Annotated in this window: 19 protein-coding genes; 7 read left to right on the top strand and 12 right to left on the bottom strand. The window is 47.4% G+C overall.

The window, feature by feature from the left end:
• Window positions 1-85 precede the first annotated feature (85 nt).
• Together AC5I6P_RS05445 and AC5I6P_RS05440 are read left to right on the top strand one after the other, a co-directional pair.
• A complete protein-coding gene (locus AC5I6P_RS05445) occupies window positions 86-418 on the top strand; it encodes a hypothetical protein (RefSeq protein ID WP_495692742.1) in 333 nt (110 codons plus the stop codon).
• A gap of 142 nt (window positions 419-560) precedes the next feature.
• The gene (locus AC5I6P_RS05440; RefSeq protein ID WP_495692741.1) at window positions 561-1,214 is read left to right on the top strand and encodes a PD-(D/E)XK nuclease family protein; all 654 of its coding nucleotides are present in this window, start codon (window positions 561-563) and stop codon (window positions 1,212-1,214) included.
• A gap of 49 nt (window positions 1,215-1,263) precedes the next feature.
• Here the strand turns inward: AC5I6P_RS05440 and AC5I6P_RS05435 are convergent, their stop codons facing one another.
• From AC5I6P_RS05435 to AC5I6P_RS05405, 7 genes are all read right to left on the bottom strand, one after another.
• Window positions 1,264-2,514, bottom strand: coding sequence for a hypothetical protein (locus tag AC5I6P_RS05435; RefSeq protein ID WP_495692740.1), 1,251 nt, complete (start codon window positions 2,512-2,514; stop codon window positions 1,264-1,266).
• Between the two features lie 111 nt (window positions 2,515-2,625).
• Window positions 2,626-4,446 carry a type I restriction endonuclease subunit R gene (locus AC5I6P_RS05430; protein WP_495692739.1) on the bottom strand — a complete coding sequence of 607 codons (1,821 nt, stop codon included), beginning with the start codon at window positions 4,444-4,446 and terminating at the stop codon, window positions 2,626-2,628.
• Window positions 4,409-4,615, bottom strand: coding sequence for a hypothetical protein (locus AC5I6P_RS05425; protein WP_495692765.1), 207 nt, complete (start codon window positions 4,613-4,615; stop codon window positions 4,409-4,411). Before AC5I6P_RS05425 ends, AC5I6P_RS05430 begins: the two co-directional genes overlap by 38 nt.
• Before the next feature lie 78 nt (window positions 4,616-4,693).
• The gene (locus tag AC5I6P_RS05420; RefSeq protein WP_495692738.1) at window positions 4,694-5,515 is read right to left on the bottom strand and encodes a hypothetical protein; all 822 of its coding nucleotides are present in this window, start codon (window positions 5,513-5,515) and stop codon (window positions 4,694-4,696) included.
• A gap of 3 nt (window positions 5,516-5,518) precedes the next feature.
• A complete protein-coding gene (locus AC5I6P_RS05415) occupies window positions 5,519-6,895 on the bottom strand; it encodes a restriction endonuclease subunit S domain-containing protein (RefSeq protein WP_495692737.1) in 1,377 nt (458 codons plus the stop codon).
• 56 nt (window positions 6,896-6,951) lie between these two features.
• Window positions 6,952-9,888, bottom strand: a complete 2,937-nt coding sequence (locus AC5I6P_RS05410; protein ID WP_495692736.1) for an N-6 DNA methylase — start codon at window positions 9,886-9,888, stop codon at window positions 6,952-6,954.
• A 177-nt stretch (window positions 9,889-10,065) separates the two neighbouring features.
• Window positions 10,066-12,105 carry a hypothetical protein gene (locus AC5I6P_RS05405; protein ID WP_495692735.1) on the bottom strand — a complete coding sequence of 680 codons (2,040 nt, stop codon included), beginning with the start codon at window positions 12,103-12,105 and terminating at the stop codon, window positions 10,066-10,068.
• Window positions 12,106-12,194: 89 nt separating this feature from the next.
• Between AC5I6P_RS05405 and AC5I6P_RS05400 the strand changes: the two genes are divergently transcribed.
• On the top strand, window positions 12,195-12,356 hold the full coding sequence (locus AC5I6P_RS05400; protein WP_495692734.1) for a hypothetical protein: 162 nt from the start codon (window positions 12,195-12,197) through the stop codon (window positions 12,354-12,356).
• Window positions 12,357-12,359: 3 nt separating this feature from the next.
• Here the strand turns inward: AC5I6P_RS05400 and AC5I6P_RS05395 are convergent, their stop codons facing one another.
• The 3 genes from AC5I6P_RS05395 to AC5I6P_RS05385 are packed head-to-tail and all read right to left on the bottom strand — an operon-like array spanning window position 12,360 to window position 15,663.
• Complete coding sequence (locus AC5I6P_RS05395; protein ID WP_495692733.1) at window positions 12,360-12,890, bottom strand: TniQ family protein; 531 nt, start codon at window positions 12,888-12,890, stop codon at window positions 12,360-12,362.
• Window positions 12,891-12,918: 28 nt separating this feature from the next.
• On the bottom strand, window positions 12,919-13,785 hold the full coding sequence (locus AC5I6P_RS05390) for an AAA family ATPase (RefSeq protein ID WP_495692732.1): 867 nt from the start codon (window positions 13,783-13,785) through the stop codon (window positions 12,919-12,921).
• Between the two features lie 3 nt (window positions 13,786-13,788).
• A complete protein-coding gene (locus tag AC5I6P_RS05385) occupies window positions 13,789-15,663 on the bottom strand; it encodes a transposase (protein ID WP_495692731.1) in 1,875 nt (624 codons plus the stop codon).
• A gap of 380 nt (window positions 15,664-16,043) precedes the next feature.
• Here AC5I6P_RS05385 and AC5I6P_RS05380 point away from each other — a divergent pair, with 380 nt between their 5' ends.
• The 4 genes from AC5I6P_RS05380 (at window position 16,044) to AC5I6P_RS05365 (ending at window position 19,198) form a co-directional block, all read left to right on the top strand.
• Window positions 16,044-16,925 carry a hypothetical protein gene (locus AC5I6P_RS05380; protein ID WP_495692730.1) on the top strand — a complete coding sequence of 294 codons (882 nt, stop codon included), beginning with the start codon at window positions 16,044-16,046 and terminating at the stop codon, window positions 16,923-16,925.
• A 26-nt stretch (window positions 16,926-16,951) separates the two neighbouring features.
• Complete coding sequence (locus AC5I6P_RS05375; RefSeq protein ID WP_495692729.1) at window positions 16,952-17,437, top strand: hypothetical protein; 486 nt, start codon at window positions 16,952-16,954, stop codon at window positions 17,435-17,437.
• Between the two features lie 651 nt (window positions 17,438-18,088).
• A complete protein-coding gene (locus tag AC5I6P_RS05370; protein ID WP_495692728.1) occupies window positions 18,089-18,466 on the top strand; it encodes an Arm DNA-binding domain-containing protein in 378 nt (125 codons plus the stop codon).
• A 9-nt stretch (window positions 18,467-18,475) separates the two neighbouring features.
• A complete protein-coding gene (locus AC5I6P_RS05365; RefSeq protein ID WP_495692727.1) occupies window positions 18,476-19,198 on the top strand; it encodes a site-specific integrase in 723 nt (240 codons plus the stop codon).
• On the opposite strand, the gene AC5I6P_RS05360 is transcribed toward AC5I6P_RS05365, so the two are convergent.
• Together AC5I6P_RS05360 and AC5I6P_RS05355 are read right to left on the bottom strand one after the other, a co-directional pair.
• On the bottom strand, window positions 19,156-19,440 hold the full coding sequence (locus AC5I6P_RS05360; RefSeq protein ID WP_495692726.1) for a hypothetical protein: 285 nt from the start codon (window positions 19,438-19,440) through the stop codon (window positions 19,156-19,158). The two genes, AC5I6P_RS05365 and AC5I6P_RS05360, sit on opposite strands and share 43 nt — an antisense overlap.
• Entirely contained in the window at window positions 19,440-19,697 is a 258-nt protein-coding gene (locus AC5I6P_RS05355) for a hypothetical protein (protein ID WP_495692725.1), read from the bottom strand. The genes AC5I6P_RS05360 and AC5I6P_RS05355 overlap by 1 nt, the downstream gene beginning before the upstream one ends.
• Window positions 19,698-19,888: the final 191 nt, after the last annotated feature.

The following is a 19,888-nucleotide window of genomic DNA, read 5'->3' as shown; positions in this document are numbered from 1 at the left end:
GGCGTGTTAGAAAGTAGTTCTTGCGTACTGTTATTCTATGCGGGTATCATACCGGAAAAATTGTCAGAATGGCAATCTAATTGGTATGGCACTTGCTCCTCGAATCCCCTCTCCGACACACTGGTATGCGTTACAGCTGTATCTGCAATGGGCGCACGACGAATTGATGGAACTTGAGGAGTTTTTGCGGATTTGGGATGTATCCCGGGAGGAGTTAGCGTTCATCTGCGACTGCTCCCTCACCACAGTCAATCATTGGTTTTCACAGGGAGAGCACCGCAGATTTCCCAGTGAGAAGCATCAACAGAAGCTGGCGCTAGCCCATCATATTTGGGTAACGCTCGAGTCGGAGCCAGAATATTTACAGAGGTTGCGACAGATGTATCACACGAAACAGCGGCGAAGGCAGGAAAAATAGGAACTTGCCGTCTGGCAAGTTTTTCTTGTCAGACGAATTAGTTCAAGTGTACTTTAACTTGTGGTCTATGGTTGCAGAAGCGCAATCCTTAGATTGATCGCGGGCTGCAAGAGATAAAACACTTGAATGAGAAGCTGTGAATATGCATGCACCAAAAGCCCTTCCCTCGATCTGGGTCACTGGGTTGTCTCGGTTAATGGCGGATGAAATGCAGTGTGCTTGGTCGGTTTGGTTTCGGACATACTTTCGATATGAAAAGCTCAATACAAATTTTGATTCTGCTAAATGGAGCGCTAGCCATCGGACTTTAGTGAACGAGCGCGTCAACATGTTGGAAGCAGAAGGGTATACCGTTTATGTTGAAGGGGAAAATCGATTTGAGGTATTGGGCAGAGAGTATTTGGTTAAAGTGGCTGGCAAGCCAGACATCATTGCGCTTAAAGATGGTCATGCTTGGGTTGAAGATTGCAAGACTGGGCAAAGAAAAAATTCCGACCTTTACCAAATGCTGATTTATTTACTATTGCTTCCCGTGAGCTTAGCTCCCTGTCAAGGGCTTTCCCTGCAAGGTCGATTGATTTACCGGGATGAGGTTGTGGAGATTCGGGCAACTCAAGTGAATCAGGATTTTCGGGCACAATTTCGCGCCGCGATCGCCATCCTTAGCAGTACAACTCCTCCACGCAAGGTTCCCAGCTTCCAAGAATGTCGGTTCTGTGATATCTCGGCTCAATATTGTTTAGAGCGTGTGGACCATGAAAATCCACACACCTCTTCGGAACATGGCTTGTTTTAGCGCTGGAAAGAAATTCCCTTCCAGCGTAACCCTTTATTCAAATACACATTTAGTTTGATAACACTGGAACTGTAGCGGCTGGTGAGTTCTCAACAGTTGCTGTTTTTGCTGGTTCTAGGATGAAGTATCCCTCGATCGCAGAAGCTTCCGGTAGTGCTGCAACTTTGTGTTCAAATTCGGTGGGGGTCAGCTTGTGAGTTGCGAGCATATCGTACTGAGCCACATATCCCTCAAATACATTGCTGCGAGCAACCAGTTTTCTCAGGGATGGAATTATCATCGTTTGTTCTTTTTCCAATCCAACTCCAACATTCTTGTTTAAACCCGAACCGCTATGAATCATAGGAATCCAGCCCTTCGAGTACCAGGATTCATCCAACTTGCGCCGCAAGTCGTCAATCCAGCCGTAGCTCTTAACATCTTCATTCGTAAAATCTAGCCAACCAACCAATTCAGTCACCGCAACTGCATCGACAAAATCACTGGCTAAGAACCGCTCTGGATACTCACCGATCAAGATGTCCTTGGCAATTCGTCGCCCCTGAGTTTGCCAAATCTGATTGGCTTCTTGGACTTCATGCTGGGCGACATCTGGCATTCCTAACTCAGCTGTACAACGGACCTGAGCCAGTGCAGTTAGCGCGAAATACTCCTCGTATGCCATCGCTGTTTCGATCGTCTTTGCATTTAACAACAACTCGCGATACCGCATATTGATTTCCGAAAGCGATTGTCGTGAATTATGCAGAATCGTATGACGATGCTGGGCAGGAGTTTTATCTAATTTCATCAGGGCGTCAAGTGCCGCAAACAGTTTGGCGCGTTCACTACTTGCCAAAAAATGCTGAATGTCTTGGATGTCTTTCTGAATACTTTTGAGCTTGTCATCAATCTTATTCAACTTGTTGTTGATTGCGATAAAACCAACGCTGCTGACGACTAAACCTAACCCGGATAGAACAGCAGTGCCTGTAGCAATTTGAAGAACTTGTTGCGTGGTTTGTGACAAGCTTCCAACCTGGGTTGAGAGTTGTGTGAGTAAGACGCTATTGTGTTGCACAGCATCTTTCAAATTCGCCATCTGCATACTGTTGATAATGCCAGGAATGAAGTTGAGCCCTGGAACAAAGTTGAGAAGTTGGGAACTGGCTGGGAGGAGATGTCGCACAATTTGTCCGGCATGTTCGGTTCCGGCTGCCCACCGAATGACTCCACCATAAATCTTGTATTGCCCAGTTGCTATTCCCATCCACACATCTGGTGGGATCATTCGAGTGACTTCCCAGCCTGGAAACACCATAATCTTACCCTCAAGAAATCGTTAGTGTGGAACATGAAAAGTGTTCACGAAAGCTAGTGTTCCTTGGAAGGTGCGATCTCTAACCCATCAAACGTTGAGGATGAGTCCCGTTCAGTCTGCCCAGTCTTTACATAGGGTTTCTGCTTGTTGGATGACGGTCTGAGTAGCTTTTTCTTGCTTATCCGGGGGGTAGCCGTATTTGCGCAGGAGGCGTTTGACGATCGTTCTGAGTTTGGCTCTGACAGTTTCCCGTTCGGTCCAATCGATCGAAACATTGCGGCGAACGGCTTCCACTAGCTCACGGGCGATCGTTCTCAGGGTTTCATCTCCCAATACTTGAACGGCGCTGTCATTGACTTCCAGAGCATCGTAGAAGGCAAGTTCGTCTTCGCTCAGTCCCAAATCTTCGCCGCGTCGGTTGGCTTCTCGCATCTCTTCGGCGAGTTTGATCAGTTCTTGAATCACCTGGGCGGATTCGATCGAACGGTTTTGATAGCGTTTGATGGTGTTCTCTAGCATCTCGGAGAAGTGGCGAGACTGCACGACATTGCGACGCGATCGAGTTCTGATCTCGTCATTGAGCAGTTTTCGTAAAACTTCAAGTGCCAGGTTCTTCTGAGGCAGGTCGCGGACTTCGGCAAGGAATTGGTCGGAGAGGATAGAGATTTCCGGTTTGTCGAGTCCGGCAGTGGCGAAGATGTCGATCACCTGATCTGAGGCAACGGCACGGGTGACGATCTGGCGTACGGCAGCATCTAGGTCAGCTTTGCTCTTACCGCCTTCAACAGTGTGTTTAGAGAGGGTCGCTTTGATTGCCTGAAAGAAGCCCACTTCTTCTTGGATGGCGATCGCTTTATCTTCGGTGGCGCAGAGGGCATAGGCTTTGGAGAGTTTTGTTACCTCTTGAATGTATTGCTGCACGCCGTCTTTGGATTCTGGACGCAGAATCCAGTCGGTGGCTTCACAGAGGATGGTGAGGCGTTCTGGCGGGGTGCCGGTGGAGAAGCGGGAGTAATCGTAGCCGTGAAACATTGCCTTGACGACTTCGTACTTCTCCTGCATCAGGGCAACAGCTTTTTCGATCAAAATGCCCGTTTCGCCGCGATCGCCTTCGGTATAGTCCCTCAAGGCGTTCTTCGGGTCTTCCGCGATTCCGAGGTAGTCTACGACTAAGCCGCCGGGTTTGGAGCCAAAGACGCGATTGACGCGAGCGATCGCCTGCATCAGGTTGTGCCCTCTCATCGGCTTATCGATATACATGGTGTGGAGGCAGGGGGTATCGAAGCCAGTGAGCCACATGTCCCGGACGATCACCAGTTTGAGCGGGTCGTTGGGATCACGCAAACGGTTAGCGATCGCATCTCGTGCTTTTTTGGAACGGATGTGGAAACGGAAGTTTTCTGGATCGGAGGCGCTACCCGTCATGATGACTTTGAGGCTGCCCTGTTTGTCGTCTTCGTGGTGCCAGTCGGGACGGAGTTGGATGATCTGGTTGTAGAGGTCTACGCAAATGCGGCGGCTCATGCAGACAATCATGCCTTTGCCGTCCATTGCGGTGAGACGGTTCTCGAAGTGCTGGATGATGTCGTTGGTAATCTGAGCCAATCGCTTCTCGGTGCCCACCATTGCCTCAAGCTGTGCCCACTTGGACTTGAGCTTTTCTTTGGTGGACTGCTCCTCACCTTCCGTGACATCCTCAAATTCGGGGTCAATGTAGGGCTTTTCAGACTCCTCTAGATTAATCTTGGCGAGGCGAGCTTCGTAGAAGATTTTGACGGTGGCTTTGTCGTCTACTGCCCGTTGGATGTCGTAGATGTCGATGTAGTCGCCGAAGATTTGTTTGGTGTTCTTGTCAGTGGTTTCGATCGGGGTGCTGGTGAAGCCGATGGAGGCGTTAGGCAGGGCATCGCGCAGGTATTTGGCGATAACCATAGGCGGTGTAGGCTCCTTCTTGCCCCGGTTCTTTGTCCTTGGTTTTGACGACTCGCGCCGACAGTCCGTATTGAGAACGGTGGGCTTCGTCTGCGATGAAGATAATGTTGCAGCGCTCGCTCAGCATCTCGTGCTCTCCGTCCCAAGCGTTGGGACAAAATTTCTGGATGGTGGTGGAGGCAACCTAAAGCTTGGTTTTGAGATCAACTCAATCTTTTTCTAGAGATTCAGCTTCGTCTCATCAAGATTAGCCTCGAAGAGCTTTAAGAAACTCCATAACTATTCTATAAGCAGGCTCATAAGCTTGAAAGGCTTGTTCATGGGGTTGAAGTTCTCCATGTAGCAAAGCGTTGCGCATTGCGTAAATAATTTCAATTAATGCACAAAAAAGATGTTCAGCGGTACATCGAAATTCTATATCGCCGGCAGTAATTATTTCTGACCTGGCGGCAAATAGATCAGTCATGGGGCGGGGATTGCAAAGTCTATAAAGTGCCAGAAGTTTGTCCCGTTGAGTGACGCTTAGTGTGACAAAATCAGGATGATTCTGTAATTCTTCAATATTGTACTTATCTTGTTCGATATCGCACTTCCTTTGAGTTGTATTGGCAATTGACCAAATACTGCTCTTCCACTTGCCAGATGCTTTATCAACATGATAGTGAAATCTATTAAATTCTATAGATTGTGGAGTGAGTGCTTCTCTCCCTAAAAAGACGGATCGAAATGAAATTCTTTCAAGCACATCATCTTTAGTAACCTCTATATGGAAATTGTCAAGACGAACATGTAGATCTCTAATGAGCAACTTGAATTTCTGAGCGGATTCATCATCAGGTAAATGGTTACCATTATCATCCACTCTAATGGGTTGGATGAGTGGCATGATCGTACTTCGAACATGATTTGGTCGGTTTTTAACAAAGTGTAAACCATCGGCATCTCTTCTTTGATTAGAGGCTTCACGGTACCAAGCATTAAATGATGCCCAAGCTTTGACGAAAGGACCGATATAATCAATCTCAGCACGGTCTAACCATAGGCGAGCACTTTCTGGTAATTGAGGCATAGTTCAATCCTCCGCCTCGTCAAGAAATTGAATAGCTGCTGCCTCACTTTGCTCAATGGCGATTTCGACAGCACGCTTAGAGGTTTGAAGCAATTCGTCAGCTTTCCTTCGTGCTATTCGAGCGTTTGAAATAGCATTACACACTGCTGTTTCGGTATTTGAATCTGGAGGAGAAAAGGGTAACGTAAGAAGATTTTTTTCTGAGATCGCTGGATACATACTGGCACTAGTATGAAGATCCATAAGCTCACAAAAAATAGGCATTCGGAGATAGGTCAATAAAACCTCAGGGTTAACACATTTTGGACAAAGCACTACAAATCCAGACGAACAAACAAAACCTTCCTGATGGTTTTCGATTAAAGCAGAGAGTCGTCGAATTGGTCGAACTGTAGAAGTTATTACGTCACCAGAAAAAACGTGCCAAGCAGCGCGGCTAGGAGCCTCTGAACGCTCCATTTGAATACTTGTTGTCGTTCCCTCATTTGTAAGGTCACTAATCTCTATATAGTTAAATTCACCTGGTATTGTAGAATCAAACTTTTCACGACGGACATGGGCTACATCTCCAATTTTCAGACCCTCTCGTCCTAAAATGCCGATAAGTTCCTTTATACGAGGTGCGAAATATTCAGAATCGAGGCGACCTGTTTCTCGTACAAGCCGTGCTTTAGCTGTGTAAGCTAACGGCAAAGGGGGCGACCATTCATTAAGACCAATGCTATCAGCCAAATATGTTTCAGCGCTGCTTTGATGTGTGAAAGAGAGATGGCGAAGTTCAATTGCTTTTTGAAAGTAATTTCTTACCTTATCTTGAAATGTTAAGCTTAGTCTCGGGATAGGTAACTTACGCGCATCGACAAGTCCTAAATGTTCTTGCACATTTCCTTGAAACTCGGCATCCATTAGTGCCATACCGAGAGAAGAACAAAGAAAAGCAACAATATACTCTTCATGAAAGAGCTTGCGTCCATGTTGTGAAAGCTTAATAGCTACTGTATCTTGGCTAACGTTACAACTTGGCAAGGTAATTAACGCAGCAGCGGGGTAAGCAGTTTTGGATATTACTATATCTCCTTTCGCTAATGTTGTTGCTGACTCTTTCAAATTAGCTTCATCGCTTATCCATGCTGTAGTGTTTTCATTGATGAGTCCGTTCTTAATGTCTCCAACTCGAATAAAAGGAACTCCATCTCCAGGTTCAGTGTAAGTATCTGCCTTGATATCGAAGATTCCTTTCCTAAGAACTGATGTTATTTCTCCAAGTCGCTCAATATCTCTCTGTTCAATATAAGATCTAGCTCTAACTGCCGCTTTGCAAAAATATTTTGCATCGAGTCTTAGTTTCTCTGACCGTTCAAAAACAGCACTCTTTGCCATCACTGTTACATCTAGCCCCTTCAATAGCTCTGAAAACCGAGTACTATCGAAAGGGCTTATTGAAAAAAACTTAGATTCTCTTTCTTCGCAAATTCAATAAATGCCTCAGCAATACCATTTTGCGTAAGTCCCTCATGATTAAAGAGATCATGCGCGACAATAAAATGTCCATGCTTGTCACGTTTAAGTATGCCATTCTCTTCAAGATAGTTTTTTTGACCCCGGTTATTTACCGGCTCAACACGCTGTGTAGCGAAGAAGATATCGTAGTCCTGAACTTCAGGGCAAAGCGGTCCAGCGGATAGATTGCTATTCCATTTCTGAACAAACAGAACACTTGTCTTTGTGCCTGTATGGGGCTTGAAAGAATTTGGATGGAGACCAACCACCGCGAGAATACGGCATCGATCCATGATAAACTCGCGAACACATTTCTCGCTTGCGTTATTAAAGCGACCTTGGGGCAGAACAATTGCCATACGACCACCTGGTTTGAGGAAATCTAGATTTCGCTCGATGAAAAGAAGATCGCGTCCAACGGCTTTTTCAAGTTTGCCATTTTCTTTGTGCGCAAGGTCATAGGGGGCAAGCATGTCGCTTTGCTTAATATCACCGGCAAAGGGAGGATTTGCCATCAGTACATCAAATTGAAAGTTTCTATAATCCTTATCACGCACCTTCTCTCGAATTTTACGGAGGCGTGAGAACCCAGGACCGTAGGTATCATTCCAATCGTCCTGCTTGACTGTCTCATCCCACTTCATCCAGTCAAGTGTGTTGAGATGCAGCACATTAGTTTCTCCATCGCCTGCAATGAGATTCAAACAACGAGCAACTCTCACACTTTTTTCATCAAAATCAATAGCAAAAACTTTCTCCTTTACATAATCAATGCAGCGCTCCGGTTTCTTCTCCATTGTGAATAGATGAGACTTTGGAAGCCCTAAATCCTCAATGATCTGTTGCCAAACATGAAACATTGAGTGCACTGTAAAACCAGCAGATCCACAAGCAGTATCGATGACAGTTTCGTGTTCCTCTGGGTTAAGCATTTTGACACACATATCAATGACCCATCGAGGAGTGAAGTACTGCCCCTTTTCACCTTTGGCTGACTTGTTTACTAAGTATTCGAAAGCATCATCAATGACATCCAAGTTAGAATTAAAAAGTTTCCACTCCTCTAGGGAGCCAACACAAACTTGGAGATGATCAGCTGATAGCTTAATACGATCATCATCTGGGAAAACGCCATGCCATTTTCTGCGTGCCTCGTCAAAAAGTGCCTGAATTGCTTCTTTTAGCTGAGCCGCTGTATTGTTATTTCGAAAACGTAGATACTTGTAAGATCCGCGATAGCAAGCCATCTCATCATAGAGCTTCGTGAAAATGAGCTTAAAAACTTCCTCAAAGACATCAACACCAGCATTTGCTAGAACTTCATCCTCGAGGTCCACGATAAGATCGCGTAGGGAGCGCGCTTTTTCTCCCTCAGTCTCGCGTTTTTCTTCCTTTTCAAGAAGAGTATCAATAGTCCAGGGCTGGCCTGCAATATCTTCGATAGTCTGATTTACCGCTGGAAGCTCAGGTAGCTCGACAAAGTAGTTCGGGTTTTTTCTATGCCAAACTATTGTCTGGATGCCGTCACTCCAAAGTGCAAGGGGTGCACCAGTAGCATGGGTATAGGAACGTAGCTGTTCCTTACCATCCTTTAAGTTAACTTGCTTAACTTCAACAATCGCAAACGGAACTGTCGGACGGTCAGCGTCGAAGATAACTATATCAGCTCTTTTTGAAGTATCTCGACCAAAGGTTATTGGATATTCAACAGCTAAACGTTTAAGAGGATAGCCATATTTTTTTATTAGGCGATAGATCCAAAGTTGACGAACTGCTTCTTCCGGTTTGGCAAGGACATCTTTCTTTCTTACAGGGCAATGAAAATAGAGACGATTATTTTTCTCGACAAGTAGGGACTCAAGATCAACAAGTTCTGGACTGTTTTCCATTGATTTGACTAATTGTTCTGTCCCTGCTGTAGCAAGTACCTCAATGATTTTCATACTGTTTTCCTTGCTATTCCTAATTCCGTTTCTGAGCAACTTTGGGTGCCACGAAGGTGGATTTGCCAGGACGTAGTCTGCCTTCAAATCCTTGTGCAAGTCATTGGTGAAACTATCTGCTTGGCGATCGCCAATATTGCTATCAATTCCCCGAATCGCCAGGTCCATCAAACACAGTCGCCGCGTGGTTGGATTCGGCTCCTGTCCATAGATGGCAATATCGCCCTTGCGTCCCCCGTGTGCCTCCACAAACTTCTCCGACTGTACAAACATACCGCCTGAGCCACAGCAGGGGTCATAGATCCGCCCTTTGTACGGCTCAATCATGGCAACCAGCAGCTTCACCACCGACTGCGGCGTATAGAACTCCCCACCGCCCTTGCCTTCCTTCTCGGCAAACTGTCCCAGGAAATACTCATACACCCGCCCCAGAATGTCCTTCGAGCGGCTGGCTGAATCCCCCAAGCCAATCTTGCTGATCAGATCAATCAGTTCCCCCAACCGCTGCTTATCCAGATCCGGTCGGGCATACTGCATCGGCAACACGCCCTTCAGGCGTGGGTTTTCCTTCTCGATCGCTAGCATCGCCTCATCAATCAGCTTGCCGATCGTCGGTTGCTTCGCGTTCGCCTGAATATGCGACCAGCGCGCCTCCTTCGGCACCCAAAAGACATTCATCCCCAAATACTCATCTCGGTCTTCCGGATCGGTGTAGTCCGTCTCTTGCCTCTTCTCTAGGTCATCGTAGAGTTCCTGAAACGCATCAGAGATGTATTTGAGGAAAATCAGCCCTAAAGCGACGTGCTTATATTTGGCAGCATCCATGTGACCGCGCATTTTATCTGCCGCAGCCCAAAGCGTTTGCTCAAATCCCAGGTTTGACCCATTGCCATTGTTGCCGTTCGTTTCTTTTGCTCGCGCTCTCGCCATATCTACAGCCTTATGATGCTCATCGGCTAGCTTCGACCCGTTGTTCAGCAGAAGCCAGCAGAGAGATTATAGTCGTCTCGTAGCCTAACTCAACCTTTTTCGTAGGCTGCTGAAATCTGGTAAGCCTCATACTAAACATTCGGAATATCAAGTTTTTGGCTTGCAATTAGAGCCGGATCAAGCTTGCAGCGTTTTCAAGTCTGCCATTACTGAGTTGATGCCCAACTTCAGTGCTAAATCATAAATCTGGTGGTCTTCATTCTCGGAGATAGGCTCCGGCAAGTGCTTGATCTTGAATAGGTAATCCGGGTCGGAATACTGCACGGACTTCGATTCCAACATATGTTTCCACCAAATGCCGCGATCGGTGAAGGCAATGCCATCCTTGCCGTTGTTCCAAAGACTCATGTCTATCACCGCCAGAATTCTTTCATCGCGATCAACTGACGCAAAGTCAAACAGTACATTCGTCAATTTATCTAGTGGAATATCTGGAGCAACATAAGCCTCGTTGAACTCCTCCCGATAATCACTCAAGTACTGCTTAAACGTCGCAATGAGAGGATGTTCCGACTGATCCATGACGGTATACAGCAGAGGTTCCACCTGACGGATTATTTTGGGCATCGCATCTTGACCCTTTAGAAATTGCCAAACCCCTAATCCCACACCAAACGCCACTAAAGCTGCTCCGCCTGTCATCACACCGATTCCACCCATTGTTGCCATCGCCGTACTCATGGCAGCTGCACCCGATAGACTTCCTGCGGCTCCAAAAGTACTCACGGCTGCCCAAGCTGCTCCAACCGCTGCGGCACTGGCAACGGTTCCCGTTGTGGCTGCGATTCCCAAATTCCTCAGTTCCCTGCCATCCATACCTGCAACCAAACTAATCGAAACCAAGGCAGCTGCACCGACTAATGCCGCTCCACCAGTTGCAACTGCCAATCCGCCTAGCATCCCTAGCCCACCTGCTGCAACTGATCCACCACCTAGTGCTGCCAGTGTTGCGTTGGTAGCTGCTGCTCCTGTGAGAGAGCTGATGGCAGTTCCCGTGCCAGCTGTCACGCCCGTTGCACCAAACACCTGCGTTAACGTCGGAATAAAGTTCGCCGCCAGTTTCGTTGTCTGCTTCCCAGTTTTGAGATACTGCTGTAAATCCGCTTCAACCGCGCCTTCGTCTTGCTTAAAGAATTGCTGGCGAGCCAATCGATAAATCGTCTTGCATTCCGGGGAGATATCCGAAAAGTAGACTAACGAGTCTAGTGAGCCAAGGGTATATTCATCCTCAACTTTTTGCCCCAAACGTGCCTGGTTATAAACCGTCAGGTATTTCTGCTGAGCCTCTCCAACATAATCGCTGCGCCGAATCAGTGTCATGATCACCTCATCTACGGTGAAGGCTCGGGTCTGAGCACTTGCGATCGCATACCGTTGCTTCAATGCGAGTGGCAGTTGAATGTTTTGCACGATTGCATCGACCGCAGTCAAATCATCAAAATCGTCAGGGCTAGGCAAGGGTTCATTGGCTCGCACGTACTGATACAGCCCCTTCAAGCGCAGTTTCTTTTCATCCGGCAAGTCTGAAGCGGCAGTGGTTTCCTCAATCTGTTTTTGCAGGGCAATTAACCGGGAATTTTGACTCCCCAGGCGATAGCGATCACGAATGACTTGACCGTTTGGATTCTTCTCTAATTCTGGTGCACCCGCCACAACAATGTCCAGAATGTCCTGAGCATGGCTATCCACAATCCAATTTCCTGCCTTGATTTGAGTGTAGGCGTCCTGACATCGATCGCGGGTTCCTGCCATCAAGGAAGCCGATGTAAGGGCAGCACTGATTGCGGTGTCGAAGTCGATCGACGAGTCGTAAAGGGTATGCACAACAACAGTTGCGTTTTTTCCATCCAAAGCTGCCTGTTTGACGGTCAGCTTGACACCCTCACTACAGCCAGCCGGAATTTTCAATATCTCTGTCTTGCCAGACTTAAAGGTAACTGGTTGCTTCCCGCCTTTCTGAGCAAGTTTGTCTCCAATGAAAACATGGTACAACTCGGAGCCTGAAGCGTCTGCGCCAGTGCTAGTATCCGCAAGCGCAGCCTTGGGAAGGACCATCTCTCGGCTCCAGAAACCAATCGTACCCGCAAGCAAAAGCTGGATGAATTGACGACGATCGAGACTCAATGAGGCGTTAGGCGATCGATTCACAGTAGTCATAGAACAGAATTGACAACTTCTTGTAGAGAGTTCCCATCTGCTATAAGGCAAGCACTAGATTTCACTGCGATTGGTTTCCAGTTTCACCCATGACACTGCCTCAATTTGAAGCTGAGGCGTGTCCTAACCGAGTCTCATTCAACCTTGATCTATTGAACTTCTCCGATACTGTCTTTCGGTTTCGTCTCCGCCAATTGCTCATCGAGCGACTCCGCATTCATCAAGCCGCACTAGCTCCCTGTGATCGCTAATACTCAACCATTTTTCTTGCTTCTCTCCTGGTATTTCACCATCGATGTAAAGCGCATTCCACAGTGATGACATTTCCCATCTGTCCATAATGCCGGAATCTGGAAGGGGCGCTTACAACTGGGGCATCGTTCCAAAAAGCGCAAGTTGTGATGTGGACAAACCGCAACCACATCCTTGTACTGCCATTCCATCCGATGACAGGGTACCTCAGAGTAGCAAGCTCCACACAGTCGAATTGGGCGAGGTTGTAACGTCATTCCTCGGTGAGGCAACATCGCTTGAAAGCGCGAGGAATCTAGATTGATGAGGTGCGCGATCACCCCCAACTCCTCTTCAGTTGGAAACGGATTGAAGTAGAGCTTTTCCCAACGCGCTGTCACTGCACCGATGCCTGCTGCTTGTCCGAGCGAATAAGCTGAAGGCAGGCTATTTGCCTTGAAGCGCCTCAACCGTCCTAGGTAGTGACTGATACTCTCATGCTCCAGGGGTTCCACATAACCGAGTCGAGGCGCATTCTCGTCAGGCTGGTTCATCGCAAGCTATCCCTTAAAAAAATCTATTTCAACCCCCACCCAACTCACGGTTTCTTCTCGCCTCTGGAGGGATATAGGGTTTGCCATACCGGTTGGCAATGTTGCACAGAATTGCCTCATCCACCTTCCCATACCCCTTCTTGAGCGAATGTAATACCGCCTTTGTCAAAATCTTGATCACAATCCCCATGTGGGCTTGAGTACTGGCTGCCAAAATCTCAAATAGCCTGCCTTCTGACAAGTTAGAAGCTTGCGGCAGCGCCAGAATGTCGTGCTCGATCGTCCTTAGAGTCTTCTGGAAGTCTTCATAGTCCAGTCGATCGAATTCAAACAACGTTGGAAAGCAGGTCAACAAATCGAAATTTTGCAAGCTGTTGTCGAGGTCTTGACTCCCGATGAGAACGATCGGCACGCCTGACTCCTCATACAGCTGTTTCAGGTCAAACAACGCTTCCCGTTGCAGATTATCGGCATTGTCAATCAGCAGAAGCTCAATTTCGAAGAGTTCAAGACATCCAGCTAATCGAGCACGCAAGTCTTGTCGTTTTCCCCGTGGAGCCGCATGGTTAATGTCTTTGAGAATTTGTGAAAAGAGCCGCTTAGAACTGGAATTTGTCCAGGCTTTAACATAGGAAACCCGTTTCCTATCCTCTTCTCGATAATGTACGGACGATCGACTCTTGCCAGCTTCTCTCGGTCCAATTATCCGTCCGCAGTGCTTCAGTAATCGCAATTCGTCCAACCAGCGGAAACATTGTGAGGCGCGATCGGTCGGAATAAAAGCCGTCTTGAACAGTTCCTCGATCGCTGCCGTTTTGACCAGGACATCAGTTAAGTCAAGCTGAGGAGCAAGAATCTCTACCGGAATCTGGATCGCACGCTGAGATTGTGCCATATCCTACCAAATTCTCTTCAGTGTTTGATTTTTGGGAACCACGATTGGATGTCGTTCTTCGGCTGGAGAGTTAGAAATATCAGGTTCAACGGGTTGTGGAGGAGAAACCGGAGACGGGGGTTTCATCTGCTCAGGAGTCACCCTTTCTGGCAACAGTTCCATCGATTCAGCAGGGCTGACAGATTTGCCTGCCTGTTCTTTCCGTAATTCAACGACTTTCGAGTTTTGCTTGCTTTTGCCACGCAGTTTCTTCTGCTCAGTTCGTTGTCGCTCTTTTTTCTCCTGCTTGCGCTGCTCTGCACGTTTTTGCCGCTGATCCAGCGCTAGGAGACTACCATAACTGGAATGTTTCCGCTTGGCAGTGCTTCGCAGTTTGTTCAGTTGTTTTAGCTCCTCCAGGCTCAAATCCTGCGTGTCCATGTTAATGGCGTGAGCAAAGCCGATAAACTCCTCTGCCTCATCCTCACCCGTTGCTTGGCGGTAGACATACAACGTCAAAATGTGGTCAGGGTCGTACCTTAAGGTCACATACTCGCCCTTCAACGATCGCAGCTCTTCACAGCGGTAAGTGAGGGTTTCAAAGTAAACGGACCCATGCGCCTGAACTACGCGTTGCTCCGCTTTCATCAAGCAGAGGTCTAAGTCGTGTTCAGCCAACGGCTCAGGCAGTTTGTTACCCATGCCTTTCAACCAGCGTTCAAAACGAGTATCGCGTGGGTCTTTCGGATAAGGCTCATGATTATAGTCGCGAAAGAAGTAAACCGCTAAGATTAGGTCGAGATCCTCAAGAGTGAGACAAGCTTCCTTTTCTGCCCGTTCTGCGCCACCCTCCTCCTTGGAGATGTATCCCGGCAGGGGAGCTAAAACCTTAGTATTGATCGTGTTGAAGATCCGCTCGACAATGCCCCCTTGAATCGGACGATTTCGTAGTTCACACTGAAACCCCAGCTTTTTCCCAATGGCTTGGATAAGCTTGGAGCGACTCAAGTCTTTGCCCCCATCGGTGAAGAAGTATCGGAGCGGTGCGCCATAAATATTCGATTTAGTTAAAACTTCCTCAAGCTCATACTCGGGTGAGTACTGCTTGGGCAAGATTGCATGTCTGAGCGTTAGCGCAACTTCATGCGCTCCCGGCTGTTTGTGCCACAAGTGATAGCCAATGACGCAGCTTGAGAAGGTATCAACAACCGTCGTAAGCCAAGGTCTCCATGACAGGAGCTTGCCCACTTTATCTACTATCCGAATATCAAGCTCTGTGTGGTCACACTGAACGATCTGGTTGCTGAAATCCGCTTTGAGCAATTTCCCATCCCGCGTTTCCACCGCCAGCCATGAGCCTGAACCCGGATTGCGGATTTTCTGCCTCCGTTTCCGACGTTCGACCAGGGGTTTCAAAATTCGATAAATCGTTGCTGGGTGGGGATAGTCGCCTTCTTCATGCCGCAAATCGATCACAGCATGGCGTTGGACTTCGCGTACCACATCGGCAGGCTTGAGCGGATGCTTATCCTTCAGGCTTTTCTCGTAAACCTCGCGGATGTAGTTCACCCAATAGTCGTGGATGCGATGCTGTCCTTTATCGGAACGCTCAACCCCAACCGTTTCGCGTAACTGATCCTCGTTATATTGATTCAGTAATCGCTCGACCTGACGAGTCGAGATATCTAGAGTTTTGGTCACCGCTTGCTTCCGCTCCGTCTTCACCTTTCGGTTAGGCGACTCTGCTAGCCACTGAATGAGGCGAAACCTTAGTTTGTCAGGATCGGACGATTCAATCAAGATTTGGGATGGGTCTATATCGAAGGCACGATCGCTCAACAAAACCGCATCGAAGATTTGTGAGTCGGAATCTAAACAAGCAACTTGGCTTTCGTCCATCGGAGATTGCCGTATTTCTAGTGTTAGTGGTAAAAAAGTACCATTATCTCCTTGACATGGCTAGATGCTGGGACATGAAATTTGTGAGTCATGTCCCAGAGCTACACGAAGGCAAATGCTTATAAGGTGTGCAACGCTCGGATCAGAAAAAAGGTTCATCAAGGGATGAACCTACAATTTGCAGAGGCAGCTTTAAGCAGAAATGACATTTATTTAGTTTGCATTCACAGTGACAGGACAACTCACTATGAAGAGTCTGTGAACGATAAATTGTCGATTTGAATCGGCGGCGGAGACAGGGACTACTAAGAATACTCTTATTCCATTTCCACTGAATAAACATGGACGACCAACAATCCATCAGTCGGTCTGGGCTCTTCATGGGTACTAGCTTCCACCTCAACAGAAACGCTCGATTTGTCTCACAGAACATTCGAGATTTGGGTGGAAAGTTTCAAATCAAGATGATGGAACAGACGAATGCTCCCATTCCCTGTCGAGAGGGATTTGCGTTTGAGTATTTGGATGCAATGGATCAGCAGCTTCATTGGGGCGGCGAAGTTCAGGTTGACGTTTTAGGAGTGAATGGAAAAAACTCCCCTGATATTCAGATTCGCGATCGTTTCTCTGGCAAACTCATTCGAGAACAACAGCACAAGCGCAGCGCAGGACTGGCAGACAATGCTGCAAAGAGTGGTAGATACGGAGATCAGAACATTAGAACCCCTAAACAGCAGGCTCAACCCTCTAAAAATCCGAAGGTTCAAGAGTCCAATGTTTCTGCCAAACAAGTTTCGGAAGGCGCAAAACGTCCTCTCAAAGCAATTCGAGAGTATCAAGTTAAGAGTGCGATCGCAGAAATTGGTCATGCTGCTGCAACGGGTGCGATCGCAGGAGGCACAGTGGCAGTTCTACTGTCAGGTCTGACACATCTTTTAGCGGTAGAGCGAGGAGAGATGGAACTTGATCAAGCAATCATTGCTACGTTTCTGAATGGTTTAGAAGGAGCTTTAACAGGAGGTGCTAGCAGTGCTGCATTCGCCTCGATTCCTGCCTTCTTTCCGGCATTAATTCCTGTTCTACAGATTGTCTCTGCTCCCTTAATCGTTTTAGGTGCCTATCAGCTAGTGACACAAATTGGACAGATTCTTGATCATCATTCATTCACACAACGCAATGTGGCTCTTCAGACTGTTCATCACCAAGAGTCTAAGTTTTTTAAGGTTCGCACTCAACGAGTCGCCAACTATCTCTTAAGCTAATCAACTCAAACAATTCTCCCTCTGCTATGGATATCGATCAGGCTCGTCAACTTCTTCGGGACATCGAAGTTTTACTCTACCAAGGGTCTCACTGGGATTTATTCTGGCGACATCTCTCTAATGAAATCCGGGTGGCGGATGTCGATGGACCCTTTCACGAAGCTTGTGCAAAACTGGATGCACTAGGTGCGCTTGATGCAGATCTAGACCAGTTTCTCAACGACTTCATTCGGGATCAAATTAAGCGATTTTATGAACAGCTTTATACAGCCCGCAACTGGCATCTGATACACGGGTATGTTTACCGCTATTCTGACGTTTTAGCATTTGTAAAAGAAAGCCAAGTCTTGCTCGATCTACTCAAAGCCAAAATCGAGCGGATTCACGAAGCTGCTTATGAGACTTCCAATGAATTAGAGGATTATATTCTCAACCAATCCAAGACTTCTCGTGTGACTGGCGTTTTACTCATTGAGGGCGAGCTATCGGTTTCTCTATCGGTTTCTTCCTAATCACGGTGTCGAGCTTCAGAATTAGCTGACCGTATGCGCAGGATGTATATCACTTTGGTGTCTCATAGCCAGAACCCGTCTGAAATATAAAACATTCTGTCAATCTGTGAAGTGGAACGCTGCCATCGGTGGTGATCGCTTTGTCTATTTCAGAAAGGCGATCACTCTTATGAAATTTGGCTACATGTCAGAAAAAGCGACACCTTAATTTGCGAATAGTTTCTTCTAACTAAAGAACGGCTTATCTGAGCTTTTTGAGAACGAGATCGCCGGCAGGAAAAGCAACTCTAAAAAAAACGACACTTAATTTGCGAAGAAGTTTTTCAAGAAAAAACGACATCTAAATTGCGAACTCAGTCTTACGACACTTAATTTGCGAATGCTTTCAAATGTCGCTCTTTTGGTAAAAATTCCTAGAAGGCTTTTTGAACAAGCCTTCTAGCTTGTTATCTCATGCGAAATTGGGTTTAAGATTGCGACATTTAATGTGCGAACGTACAGTTATCAGTCGGTACGTTGCCGAGCCTGAAAGCGGTTTAGCCTCGTTGTTGCCGTTGTAACGCTTCGTTAAGTTTGGTTATTTTTGACTATTATCAGGGTTTTTCGGTGAAGCGTTGGTGATGATTTGGTGATGACCTCTAACGGTATGTCATGGCTAAAGCATCGAAGGGTTCTGTTTCAGTTCAAAGCTTCCAGAATCGATTACGGCTGTACTGGCGCTTTAATGGCGATCGGTACTATTTCACGTTGGGCTATCCAGACACGGCGGAACATCGCAAAATCGCCAAGCTCAAGGCAGCACAAATAGAGCGAGACATCTTGCTCGAACGATTTGACCCAACCACAGAAAAATATCGATCAGGCGTACAGGCTGCTACGGTTTCCTCACTGCGAGAGATTTGGGAGAAGTTTGTTGACTACAAGCGACCCCAAGTATCACCTTCTACGCTGCGATCGCAGTACCGACCGCAAACCAACTACGTCCAACGTGCTCCGACTGACAATCCGATGGAGGCGTCAGTGGTTTGAGATTGGGCAGTGAAAAACATCCCGCTGGATTCAGCAAAGCGACTGCTAAAGGCGCTAAACCAGTGTGGCGAGTGGGCGGTATCCTCTGGGCTGATTGAGCGCAATGCGTTTGCAGGCATGGCGAGAGAGATTCGACTTCCGAAGAGTTGGGAAGACGATGATATCGATCCTTTTACCTGTATGGAAAGGGATCTAATCATTAATCAATTTAAAGATAATTATTACTACAAATACTATTCAGATTTAGTCCAGTTCCTATTCAGAACTGGCTGTAGACCATCGGAAGCATTGGCTCTCCAGTGGAAGCACATCGACAGGCGTTATAACGCCATCTCATTCCAGCAAGCTCTGACTTGCTCAGAAAATGGATTGCGAATTAAAACTGGCTTAAAGACTCAAGAGAAGCGGACTTTCCCATGTAATGAAGCGCTACGGGAACAGCTTCAGGTTTTGCGCCGTAAGGCGGCTGGGTCGGATGACTTACTCTTCCCAGCGCCGCGCGGAAAATACATTGATTGGAGTAACTTTGGGGCACGGGGCTGGAAAACCATCCTAAGCGAATGTGGTTTTCGCTATCGCAACCCCTACCAGACGAGGCACACATTTATTACGTTGGCACTAGAGAACGGTATGAGCACGCAGGATGTAGCGAAGATCTGCGGCAACTCACCCGATATGATCTATCGCCATTACGCCGGTGCCAGTCGATCGATCGCGGTTCCAGATTTTTGATGTCGCTTAAACTCCTCAATGGCTTGTAGGTGGGCGTCGGGGTCATGACGTGTGGCAGCCCAAATTTCTAATAGCTCTTTGCGGTAGAGAACCACGCGAGAGTTAACCCTCACCCAATGGACGCCTTCAATCAGGTCTCCTTGCCGACGTTTTGCCTTGAGGGTTGCCTCACTTAAATGGCTAACGATCGCGGCTTTGTCTTTTTTGATCAGCGTGTACTGCTTACTTGTTTGCGTTGCCATTAGCGTTCCGGTTGATTAAGATTTGGCTCGATTCTGCGGTAGTGGCCTGCTGTAGAGGTGAGGAAACCCTCGCCCTCTAGCTGTTTAAGAGCGTCTGACACCTCTCCCCACCGTAGATTCCAGTGCTTTGCAATTTTGGCGGGATAGCCGCGATCGTTCTCCTCAAAGTACTCGCGAACCAGACGCTTTATTCTCCAGTCGTCAGGCAAGGGCTGCTCGATCGCTTTGCCGTTTTCGCCCGTAAATGGATTAACCATCGTTCTCCTCCCTTTCTCGCTCTTGGTCAATCTCGATCGCTCTAACCCGAAGAGTCACCATGACTCCAACAAATAGCGAAATTGCAATGGTCATGATGCTCCTCCTTTAACGTGTGGTCGAAATGTCCAGTTGATCCGCTCTCCCACCGGCTTAGCCGTCTTTGAAACTTGGTGAACATGGGTCGATTGAC

The organism is Myxacorys sp. (assembly GCF_059501405.1).
The sequence above is the reverse complement of the archived record's forward strand: the minus strand, read 5'-3'. Positions and strand labels throughout refer to the sequence as shown.